Source organism: Petralouisia muris (assembly GCF_004793545.1).
Taxonomy (GTDB): Bacteria; Bacillota; Clostridia; order Lachnospirales; family Lachnospiraceae; genus Petralouisia; species Petralouisia muris.
Genome location: NZ_SRYA01000109.1, coordinates 1 through 10,846, shown reverse-complemented (window position 1 = coordinate 10,846; position 10,846 = coordinate 1). Strand labels below are relative to the sequence as shown.

Here is a 10,846-nt window from a genome sequence, read left to right as displayed (position 1 = left end):
ATGGAACTATGTAATACGTGGGTTCAAATAGTACATTTTATTTTGCGACAGTTCCTAAGTCTTGCATCTGTAAAATTTGTTGACGTGCCTTGTCCCCTCTGTACGGAATCCCATGACCTTGCCACAGTCAGCACATACAATCTTTTCGCCAACCAAGTTAAACTGGGAATGGTTAAAACCGTTTTTACCATGTGTTGAATGGAAATCGGATACATTCTCTGCAAGCTGCTTCTGAATCCTGTCAAAATCTTCCCTGCCAATCAATGCTTCATGCGTATCTTCGATGATAATCCATTCTTCCTTTGGCACATTTACGATTTTTCCATTAACCCTGTCCCTCTTGTTATGGACGCTTGCGCCTACATAAACATGATTTGTAAGAATAGACCTAACCGTTACGCTGTTCCATTCCGTATTCATTCCCTCCGGTATCTCATGCCCATACCGCATCCTTTTGTATGCCGCAGGGTTTACTGTTTTTTTAGAGAGCTGTCTTGCAATCTCTTTCAAAGAGCTGCCCTGTAAAAACAGCCGGAATATCTCCTGTACGTTTTCCCTGACATTATCATCCGGCTGGAGATGTCTGTCTACGTTGACATATCCATACGGAACCGAACCTGAAGAATATTCTCCGTTTTTCCAGTATGCCCTGTGTGCAGATTTCATCTTTTTGGATAAATCCTTCACATACATCTCATTTACCATATTTTTCAGCGGCATCAGCAGTTCTTCGCCGGACTTGTTGGAATCGTAACCGTCCGTTACCGCTATGAACCTCACATCAAAGAACGGGAACACCCTTTCAATGTAGTTGCCCGTCTCAACGTAATTCCTGCCGAGCCTTGACAAATCTTTTACAACAATGCAGTTGAGCAAGCCGCTCCGCATATCTTTTATCATTTCCTCAAAGCCCGGTCTTTCAAAATTGGTACCGGAATAGGAAATGTCAGCGTACTCTTTAAACACAACCATATCGTCATTCTCTGCCACAAACTTCCGCAGCAGTTCCATCTGTGTTTCAATCGTTGCCCGCTCCCTGTTGGCTTCTGTTTCCTCTGAAAGCCTTGCATATAAGCCGACCTTGTAGCAGGCTGATTTTACCGGATCAGGAGCCGCCACGGTCTGCTGTCCTAAATCATTGACATTGACAAAATCAATCTTCTTTGACTTCCTAGCCATGCTACACCGCCTCCTTCCACTCAAACCGAACCCTGCCATGTTCATCACAGACAACCTTGCAGCCTGCATGTTGCAGGTTGTTGAGGATTTCTTTATAGCAGTCCTCAAAACTGAAAACCACTTCGATACTGTTCCTGTCTATTACCCGTACCCTGTCAATCAGCTCCACAGCCACATTCCTTGTCAGCCTGTCGATGTTCTGATGTTCTGCAAAATAATCAAGCCATTTGTATTTATCTGTATTTGAAGCAAGTATATCCTTAATTTCCTGCTTCATCTTCCTTACGGATTCCTCTGCACTGTCCCGTTTATGCGTATATGCCTCATGCAGCTCCATGTAGTCCTCTTTGGATACGATACCGTCTTTCATATCCTCATAGAGCATATTTCGGAGTTCTTTACACCGCTCAATCTCTGTTTCTTTCTGTTCAATGCGCTTTTCCAGTTCCTTTATATCCAGTTCCTGAAAAGGGATTGTAGAAACCTTTTCCATGACCTGTTTCAAGTCAAGAATGTTGCTGATCTGAACCCTTAAAAGCTGCAAAACCGTTTCTTCCAGTCTGTCCACTGCGATACGGTGGTTGCTGCACTCCTTTGTCTCCTTGTTGCGGGAACACACATAATACTGGTATTTCTTCCCTCCGGCATAGGCGTTCTTCCTTACCATAGCCGCCCCACAGTCAGCGCAGACAATCAGCCCTGCCAGCGAATATACTTCTGACTGTTTCGGGGAAATCCGTGTGTCCATGCCGAGAAGCCGCTGTACTATGGAAAAATCCCTGTCTGAAATAATGGCTTCATGGTTCTTTTCTATCCTTACCCAGTCCTTCTCCGGCTTTAAGACAGTCTTTTTTACCTTGTGGTTTGGTGTTGTCTGCCTGCCCTGCACAAGATTTCCAATATAAAGTTCATTCTCTAAAATACGTCTGACTGTTACGGAACTCCATATCGCCTTGTCGCTGGTCTTGAAACTGGTCTGGTAATTGCTGCCTGTTGCGTTTTTGTATTCCATAGGGGAAAGAACGCCTGCATCATTCAGCCTGTTTGCAATGGCATCCTGACTGAGTCCGTGCAGCTTCATTCTGAAAATATCTTTTACAATGCCCGCCGCAATCGGATCAATGACCAAGCTGTTCCTGTCATTTTCGCTTTTCTGATACCCATAAGGGGCAAAAGAACCGATAAACTCCCCGTTTTTCCGCTTTACTTCCAAGTGGCTCCGTATCTTTACGGAAATATCCCGGCAGTACGCATCGTTGATTAAATTTTTGAAAGGGATAATGATTTCATCCGCCTGCTCTTTCCCGTTCAGACTGTCATAGTTGTCATTGATGGCAATAAAGCGAACCCCCAGTGCGGGGAACAGCCGCTCAATGTACCTGCTGGAATCAATGTATTCACGCCCGAAGCGGGAAAGGTCTTTCACAATGACGCAATCCACAATGCCCTTTTTGATGTCCTCAAGCATCAGTTTAAATGCAGGACGCTCAAAAGCTGACGTTAGATAACGATACTTTTGAAAACACTGGAAAATCAAGGTCTTTCGAGCGACGGACAAGCAGGGTATTGTACTAAAAACTGAATACGACGCAGAAGCGGCGTTTCTTACTCTCTACATGGGAGAACAGGAACGCCGCTTTTTTCATGCCCTTTGTTACGCAGTAGGGGCAGAAAAAGCCTTGCTACAAGCGGTTTTCCGGGCGCGTATCTGGCGCGGAAAGGGATTTATACCTTATCCCCCGAAACCGCGCTTCTACTGCGTAACAAATCCAAAGCAAAGGAGCTATGAACTATGGCAGTTTTCAGAGTGGAACGGAACAAGGGCTACACCGTAATGAGCAACCACCACCTACGCAACAAGGAGCTTTCCCTAAAGGCAAAGGGGCTGTTGTCGCAAATGCTGTCACTCCCCGAAGATTGGGACTACACCTTGAAAGGCTTATCCCTTATCAACCGGGAGAAGATAGACGCTATCCGCGAAGCCATTAAGGAGCTTGAACGCGCCGGGTATATCGTCCGTTCAAGGGAACGCGACGAGAAAGGACGCCTGCGGGGCGCGGACTATGTGATATTCGAGCAGCCGCAGCCGCCTACGCCGGATTTACCTACATTGGAAAATCCAACATTGGATAATCCAACGCAGGAAAAACCAACATTGGAAAAACCTACGTTGGAAAATCCAACGCAATTAAATAAAGATATACAAAGAACTGACTTACCAAAAAAAGAAAAAATAATTACTGATGAACAAAGTACCCATTCCATTCCTATCCTTTCCCCTAACCCCTCTCCTTGCAGAGAAGCGGCTACGCCGCCGGAACGGAAAGGAACGGAAGCGACAGCACAGAGCGCGGTAGAGATATACCGGGAAATCATCAAGGACAATATCGACTACCACATTCTCAAACAGGACATGAAGTTTGACAGTGACAGGCTTGACGAGATTGTAGACCTCATGCTTGAAACCGTATGCACCGCAAGGAAGCGGGTACGGATTGCAGGGGACGACTACCCGGCAGAGCTTGTGAAATCTAAGTTTATGAAACTGGACGGCGAGCATATCCGCTTTGTGCTTGACTGTATGCGGGAGAACACAACGAAAATCCGCAACATCAAGCAATATCTGAAAGCAGCCCTTTTCAACGCCCCGTCCACTATCGGCAATTATTACACTTCCCTTGTCGCCCATGACATGGCAAGCGGCGCACTGTCACCGAAGAGGCCGCAGTACGGCGACCCGGACTATTATTCATTCAAACCGGGCGAAAGCCTGTAAAACAACAAAAGGAGGATTTTATTATGGCACAGAAAATGACAGGAGCATTGGTATTTGACGAGCGCACCGACCGTTACGACATCCGCTTTGACTTAAACAGCTACTATGGCGGGCTGCATTGCGGAGAGTGCTTTGACGTATTCGTGCGGGGCAAGTGGAAGCCGACCCGGATTGAGTACGGCGACAACTGGTATCTTGTGGGTATCAGAGCCGAGGACTTGAACGGGCTGCGGGTGCGTATCTGACCGCCGCCCCATAAAGAAACGCGAAAGGAGGACGCGACAAATTGCAGGACGAAGTAAACGAAAAGACCATAGCCCTTTACATCAAGACCGGGAAGCTGACCGCCCAGACGCTCCAAAAGGCTATGAAAGCCATACTGTCAAAGGGCAAAAAGCAGCTTTCCAAACCGCCACAGGGCAAGCAGAGCTTAAAGCAGCTTATGAAGCAGAACGCGGGCGTTTCCAACATTGAGATTACCGAGGGCAATATCAAAGCCTTTGAGAGTACGGCGAAAAAGTACGGTATCGACTTTGCGCTGAAAAAGGACGCGACGGAAAGCCCGCCCCGCTATCTGGTTTTCTTCAAGGGGCGGGACGCGGACGTGCTGACCGCAGCCTTTAAGGAATTTTCCGCAAAAAAGCTGACACAGGAGAAAAAGCCCTCAATCCGAAAGCTGCTCTCTACCCTCAAAGAAGCTGCACAGGGCAAGAACGCGGAACGGGCAAAGGTCAAGAACAAAGACAGGGAGGTATCGCTATGAAGCCGGAAATCAAGAAGCTGCTTATCTTAAATCTCCCGTATCTGCTCTTTGTCTGGCTCTTTGATAAAGTGGGCGCGGCTGTCCGGCTCTCCCCCGGCGCGGACGCGAGCGCAAAGCTGCTACATCTTGGGGACGGTTTTACCGCCGCCTTTTCCAGTATCGCGCCGAGCTTCCACCCGGCAGACTTAGCTTTAGGCATTGCGGGGGCGGTCATTGTCCGGCTGATTATCTACACCAAAGGCAAGAACGCGAAGAAATACCGCCGCGGGACAGAATACGGTTCGGCGCGTTGGGGCGGGGCTGACGACATAAAGCCGTACACAGACCCGGTATTTGAGAACAATATCCCCTTAACGCAGACGGAACGGCTCACCATGAACAGCCGCCCGAAGCAGCCGAAATACGCAAGAAACAAAAATATTCTTGTAATCGGCGGTTCCGGCAGCGGCAAGACCCGGTTCTTTGTGAAACCGTCGCTCATGCAATGTACGTCAAAGGATTTTCCAACGTCGTATATCGTCACTGACCCGAAAGGAACACTGATTTTGGAAACCGGGAAAATGTTGCAGCGGTACAAATACCGTATCAAAGTGCTAAATACGATTAACTTCAAAAAATCCATGAAATACAATCCCTTTGCCTATCTGCGGAGCGAAAAGGACATTTTGAAATTAGTCAATACCATTATCGCCAACACCAAAGGCGACGGGGAAAAATCCGGCGAGGATTTCTGGGTGAAAGCGGAAAAGCTCTACTACACCGCACTAATCGGCTATATCTGGTATGAAGCCCCAGAGGACGAGAAGAACTTCACGACGCTGCTTGAAATGATAAATGCGTCGGAAGCCCGCGAGGACGACGAGGATTTCCAGAACCCGGTTGACCTCATGTTTGAACGTCTGGAAGAAAAAGACCCGGAACATTTTGCAGTCAAGCAGTACAAAAAATATAAACTGGCGGCGGGCAAGACCGCAAAAAGCATACTTATCTCATGCGGCGCGAGGTTAGCCCCATTCGACATTAAGGAGCTGCGGGAGCTTATGGAAACCGACGAAATGGAGCTTGACACCATAGGCGACAGAAAGACCGCCCTTTTCGTGATTATCAGCGACACCGACGACACCTTTAACTTTGTCGTGAGTATTCTCTACACACAGCTATTCAACCTCTTGTGCGACAAAGCAGATGATGAATACGGCGGGCGGCTTCCCGTCCATGTTAGGTGCTTACTTGATGAATTTGCGAATATCGGGCAAATCCCCAAATTCGAGAAGCTAATCGCAACCATACGGAGCCGGGAAATCTCCGCGTCAATCATCTTGCAAAGCCAGTCACAGCTAAAAGCCATTTACAAAGACAACGCCGATACCATAGTCGGCAACTGCGACACCACGCTTTTCTTGGGCGGCAAGGAGAAAACCACCCTTAAAGAAATATCGGAAATTTTAGGAAAAGAAACGATAGACAGCTTTAACACGTCCGAAACAAGGGGGCGGGAGCTTTCGCATGGGCTGAACTATCAGAAATTGGGAAAGCAGCTTATGACGGAAGATGAAATCGCAGTCATGGACGGAGGGAAATGTATCTTGCAGCTACGCGGGGTGCGCCCGTTCTTTTCGGACAAATTCGACATAACGAAGCACCCGAAATACAAGTACCTGTCCGACGCAGACCCGAAGAACGCCTTTGACATGGAAAAGCACCTTAAACGCCGCCCCGCCATTGTCAAGCCCGACGAGGTTTTTGACTATTACGAGATTGACGCGGCAGACTTACAGGAGGACGCAGACCATGAGGAAACGTAGCGCAGAGGAAAAACAAAAGCAGCTTGAACGGTTTTTAATGAATGTTGCGGAAGCCGCCGACGCTGCATTATGGGAGTATTGGCGGGAAAAGGAAGCGGAACACCGCCGTTTTGCAACGGAGTATGTCACGCGCCGGGGGCTTATCCCGCAACAGTGACAGCATGGCAGACCGCCGGGGGACAGGGGAAGCTACACTTCCCCTACGCTGCCTTGCGGCAGCTACCCCTTTGTGAACTTGCGGGAAGCGAACACCTTGCTATGCAAGCTATTCACTTCCCGCAAGTCTGAATAATACCCGTCCGGCAGCACAGCGGGACACCGAAAGGAGGAATCGAAGCAATCACATATATCCATATCGGCTACATGATACGCGCCCCTACTTTCCGGCGCAGCACACAGCGGCAGAAGCCGCACCCCCCTACAACTGAATACCGCCGCGCCGCAGAACTTACGCAGCGCGGGGACAGCCGCCTTTACCAGAGGGCGGTTTTTTTATGCGGCGGCATACGCTGACCGCCTTTTGTCCGCTTGCCGGACAGCCGCAGACGCGGCAGAAAGGATTTATTTATGGCATTTTTCAATAGCGCAGTAGACGTTTTGCAGACCCTTGTTGTAGCACTTGGAGCCGGGCTTGGTATCTGGGGCGTTATCAATCTCATGGAGGGCTACGGCAACGACAATCCGGGCGCGAAAAGCCAGGGCATGAAACAGCTTATGGCGGGCGGCGGCGTTGCCCTTATCGGCATGACCCTTGTACCGCTGCTTTCCGGCTTGTTCGGTTAAGAAGCGCGGGTAAAGGCTTATGCAGAGCATACTTGACGCGATTAACGAATGGATAAAGGAAATCCTCATAGGAGCCATAAACGGTAATCTGTCAACTATGTTCGGGGACGTAAACGAAAAAGTCGGCACTATCGCCGCAGAGGTAGGGCAGACCCCGCAAGGGTGGAACGCAAATATATTCTCCATGATACAGACCCTTAGTGAGAATGTAATCGTACCCATTGCGGGGCTTGTCATTACCTACGTCCTATGCTATGAGCTTATCAGCATGGTAACGGAAAAGAACAATATGCACGACGTTGACACTTCCATGTTCTTCAAGTGGGTGTTCAAGGCGTTTGTGGCAGTCTACCTTGTGACGCACACCTTTGACATCACTATGGCGGTGTTCGATATGGCGCAGCACGTTGTTTCCGGCGCGGCGGGGGTAATCGGCGGCAGCACAGAGATTGATGTTGCCGCCGCCCTGTCGTCCATGCAGAGCGGGCTTGACGCTATGGAAATCCCCGAACTGCTCTTACTTGTCATGGAAACAAGCCTTGTGAGCTTGTGCATGAAGATAATGTCCGTACTGATAACCGTTATCCTCTACGGGCGCATGATAGAAATTTACCTTTACTGTTCGGTATCGCCTATCCCATTCGCAACAATGACTAACCGGGAATGGGGACAGATAGGAAACAACTACCTAAAATCCCTGTTCGCTATCGGTTTTCAAGGCTTCCTCATAATGATATGCGTCGGCATTTACGCGGTTTTGGTAAACAACATGATAATAGCGGACAACCTGCACAGCGCGATATTCTCCCTTGCAGCCTACACCGTTATCCTCTGTTTCTCCCTGTTCAAATCCGGCGCACTGGCGAAGTCGATTTTTTCCGCGCATTAGCGGCGTGTCAAGGGCAGGGTGGAGATTTTCAAAGCGAAGCGGCGAAAATACGACCCGACCTTGACGCGGATAACCCCCATATAATACGGGCGGGCAAAGGGCATAGATTGACCTTTGCCTTGATTACCCTTATGGAAAATTACAGCAACACCAAACCCAGAGAAAGGAGGTTTTCACTTGGCGTATGTACCCGTACCCAAAGACTTATCCAAAGTCAAGACAAAAGTAGCGTTCAACCTTACCAAACGGCAGATTGTATGTTTTGCGGCGGCTCTCATTATCGGCTTGCCGCTTTTCTTTCTGCTCAAAGACAGCACAGGCACAAGCCTTGCGTCTATGGCTATGATTGCCGTCATGCTGCCCTGTTTCCTCTTTGCCATGTATGAGAAGCATGGACAGCCCCTTGAAGTGGTGGTGAAGAACATCATACGGACGAAATTCATAGCCCCCAAAGAACGACCATACAGGACAGACAACTTTTATTCCGTCTTAGAACGGCAGAGAAAACTTGAAAAGGAGGTATCAGCGATTGCAAAAGGAAACACGAAGAAACAGCGCGGCGGGAAGCGCAAAGCCTAACCCGCCCCGCAAGCTCACCCGCGCCGAGAAAAAGCAGATTGCGGAAATCATCAGACAGGCAAAGGGCGATGGGAAAGCGCATACCGCGCAGCAGACAATCCCCTATATCCAGATGTACCCGGACGGTATCTGCAAGGTCACGGAGCGCAAATACTCAAAGACCGTCGCCTTTGAAGATATTAACTATCAGCTTGCACAGGCAGACGACAAGACCGCCATTTTTGAGAACTGGTGCGACTTCCTCAACTACTTTGACGCTTCCGTTTCGGTGCAGCTCTCTTTCATCAATCAGGGGACGCAGCGGGGCGAAGCGGAAAAGGCGGTCAATATCCCGGCACAGGACGACGCTTTCAACTCTATCCGCAGCGAATACGGGGATATGCTGCAAAACCAGCTTGCAAAGGGCAACAACGGGCTTGTCAAGGCGAAGTACATCACCTTTGCCATTGAAGCCGACAGTCTGGGCGCGGCGAAATCCCGCCTTGCCCGTATCGAAACGGACGTACTCAACAACTTTAAGCTCTTGGGCGTAGCCGCCCGCCCCATGACAGGCTATGAACGCCTTAAAATGCTGCATGGCATTTTCCACCCGGAGGGCGGGCAGTTTGCCTTTGATTTTTCATGGCTTGCCCCGTCCGGGCTTTCCACAAAGGACTTTATCGCCCCGTCCTCTTTCCGTTTTGGCGAGGGGCGGTATTTCCGCATGGGGCGCAAAATCGGCGCGGTTTCATTCCTTGAAATCCTTGCCCCGGAATTAAACGACCGTATCTTATCGGATATTCTGGACTTGGAAACGGGCGTTATCGTCAATCTGCATATCCACAGTATCGACCAGACCGAAGCCATAAAGACAATCAAGCGGAAAATCACCGACCTTGACAAAATGAAAATCGAGGAACAGAAAAAGGCGGTACGCAGCGGCTATGACATGGATATTATACCGTCCGACCTTGCCACGTTCGGCAGCGAAGCGAAAAATCTCTTACAGGACTTGCAGAGCCGCAACGAGCGTATGTTTCTGCTCACGTTCCTTGTGGTGAACATGGCAGACACAAAAAGGAAACTGGAAAATGACGTGTTCGCGGCGGCGGGCATTGCACAGAAGAACAACTGCGCCCTCACCCGCCTTGACTACCAACAGGAAGCGGGGCTTATGTCCTCTGTACCGCTTGGGGAGAACCTTATCGCCATACAGCGGGGACTTACCACGTCAAGCACAGCTATCTTTATCCCCTTTATCACACAGGAGCTTTTCCAGACGGGCGCGGCTTTATACTATGGCTTGAACGCCCTTTCTAACAACATGATACTCTGCGACCGCAAGCAGCTAAAGAACCCCAACGGCTTAATATTGGGTACGCCGGGAAGCGGGAAATCCTTTGCCGCCAAACGGGAAATGACAAACGCTTTCCTCATTACCGACGACGACATAATTATCTGCGACCCGGAAGCAGAGTATTTTTCCCTTGTGCAGCGGCTTGACGGGCAAGTGATACGGTTATCGCCTACGGGCAAGGGCATTGACGGGAAGCCCCAGTATGTGAACCCTATGGATATTAACCTCAATTACAGCGAGGACGACAGCCCGCTTGCCTTAAAATCCGACTTTATCCTCTCCCTCTGCGAGCTTGTAATCGGCGGCAAGGAGGGCTTGCAGCCCGTCGATAAGACCGTCATTGACCGCGCCGTTCGGAACGTGTACCGCCCGTTCCTTGCAGACCCCGACCCGGAGAAAATGCCTATTCTGGGCGACCTCTACGACGAGCTTTTGAAGCAGCCGGAGCCGGAAGCGGCGCGTATCGCGGCGGCATTGGAGCTATACGTTTCCGGGAGCCTTAACGTGTTCAACCACCGTACCAACGTGGAGCTGAACAACCGCCTTGTCTGCTTTGACATCAAGCAGCTTGGGAAGCAGCTCAAAAAGTTAGGTATGCTCATTGTGCAAGACCAGGTATGGAACCGCGTCACCGTCAACCGGGCAGAAAGGAAATCCACCCGCTACTACATGGACGAATTTCATCGTGTAGCGACACGTTGTCGCATATAAACTCTGCGTGGGAAAAATCCTGCAA

At 49.7% G+C, this 10,846-nt stretch carries 10 protein-coding genes and 1 pseudogene; 9 read left to right on the top strand and 2 right to left on the bottom strand.

Annotated elements, in window-relative coordinates; genetic code table 11:
- Nucleotides 1–54 precede the first annotated feature (54 nt).
- Both E5329_RS30140 and E5329_RS26385 read right to left on the bottom strand, forming a co-directional pair.
- Nucleotides 55–1,179 (bottom strand): recombinase family protein, encoded by a 1,125-nt coding sequence (locus E5329_RS30140; protein ID WP_168356786.1) that lies wholly within the window; start codon nt 1,177–1,179, stop codon nt 55–57.
- A gap of 1 nt (nt 1,180) precedes the next feature.
- On the bottom strand, nt 1,181–2,716 hold the full coding sequence (locus E5329_RS26385) for a recombinase family protein (protein WP_330572373.1): 1,536 nt from the start codon (nt 2,714–2,716) through the stop codon (nt 1,181–1,183).
- 255 nt (nt 2,717–2,971) lie between these two features.
- Between E5329_RS26385 and E5329_RS26380 the strand changes: the two genes are divergently transcribed.
- The 9 genes and pseudogenes from E5329_RS26380 to E5329_RS26345 all read left to right on the top strand — a co-directional run.
- On the top strand, nt 2,972–3,955 hold the full coding sequence (locus E5329_RS26380; protein WP_135992180.1) for a DUF6017 domain-containing protein: 984 nt from the start codon (nt 2,972–2,974) through the stop codon (nt 3,953–3,955).
- Between the two features lie 23 nt (nt 3,956–3,978).
- Nucleotides 3,979–4,200 carry a DUF5348 domain-containing protein gene (locus tag E5329_RS26375; protein ID WP_002569164.1) on the top strand — a complete coding sequence of 74 codons (222 nt, stop codon included), beginning with the start codon at nt 3,979–3,981 and terminating at the stop codon, nt 4,198–4,200.
- Nucleotides 4,201–4,241: 41 nt separating this feature from the next.
- A complete protein-coding gene (locus tag E5329_RS26370) occupies nt 4,242–4,718 on the top strand; it encodes a PcfB family protein (protein WP_004607524.1) in 477 nt (158 codons plus the stop codon).
- Complete coding sequence (locus E5329_RS26365) at nt 4,715–6,523, top strand: VirD4-like conjugal transfer protein, CD1115 family (RefSeq protein WP_016289916.1); 1,809 nt, start codon at nt 4,715–4,717, stop codon at nt 6,521–6,523. The genes E5329_RS26370 and E5329_RS26365 overlap by 4 nt, the downstream gene beginning before the upstream one ends.
- A complete protein-coding gene (locus E5329_RS30135; RefSeq protein WP_002569167.1) occupies nt 6,510–6,680 on the top strand; it encodes a hypothetical protein in 171 nt (56 codons plus the stop codon). Before E5329_RS26365 ends, E5329_RS30135 begins: the two co-directional genes overlap by 14 nt.
- A gap of 410 nt (nt 6,681–7,090) precedes the next feature.
- Complete coding sequence (locus E5329_RS26360) at nt 7,091–7,306, top strand: Maff2 family mobile element protein (protein WP_002569168.1); 216 nt, start codon at nt 7,091–7,093, stop codon at nt 7,304–7,306.
- Between the two features lie 19 nt (nt 7,307–7,325).
- Nucleotides 7,326–8,195 (top strand): VirB6/TrbL-like conjugal transfer protein, CD1112 family, encoded by an 870-nt coding sequence (locus E5329_RS26355; RefSeq protein WP_135992179.1) that lies wholly within the window; start codon nt 7,326–7,328, stop codon nt 8,193–8,195.
- A gap of 177 nt (nt 8,196–8,372) precedes the next feature.
- Complete coding sequence (locus E5329_RS26350) at nt 8,373–8,774, top strand: PrgI family protein (protein WP_135992178.1); 402 nt, start codon at nt 8,373–8,375, stop codon at nt 8,772–8,774.
- Nucleotides 8,725–10,794: pseudogene (locus tag E5329_RS26345) on the top strand (VirB4-like conjugal transfer ATPase, CD1110 family); the annotation flags it as partial. The gene E5329_RS26350 and the pseudogene E5329_RS26345, both read left to right, overlap by 50 nt.
- Nucleotides 10,795–10,846: the final 52 nt, after the last annotated feature.

Excerpts from the sequence above, each read along its gene's own strand:
- E5329_RS30140 (WP_168356786.1), bottom strand. The coding sequence starts at position 1,179 with ATGGCTAGGAAGTCAAAGAAGATTGATTTTGTCAATGTCAATGATTTA.
- E5329_RS26380 (WP_135992180.1), top strand. The coding sequence starts at position 2,972 with ATGGCAGTTTTCAGAGTGGAACGGAACAAGGGCTACACCGTAATGAGC.
- E5329_RS26375 (WP_002569164.1), top strand. The coding sequence starts at position 3,979 with ATGGCACAGAAAATGACAGGAGCATTGGTATTTGACGAGCGCACCGAC.
- E5329_RS26365 (WP_016289916.1), top strand. The coding sequence starts at position 4,715 with ATGAAGCCGGAAATCAAGAAGCTGCTTATCTTAAATCTCCCGTATCTG.
- E5329_RS30135 (WP_002569167.1), top strand. The coding sequence starts at position 6,510 with ATGAGGAAACGTAGCGCAGAGGAAAAACAAAAGCAGCTTGAACGGTTT.
- E5329_RS26360 (WP_002569168.1), top strand. The coding sequence starts at position 7,091 with ATGGCATTTTTCAATAGCGCAGTAGACGTTTTGCAGACCCTTGTTGTA.
- E5329_RS26355 (WP_135992179.1), top strand. The coding sequence starts at position 7,326 with ATGCAGAGCATACTTGACGCGATTAACGAATGGATAAAGGAAATCCTC.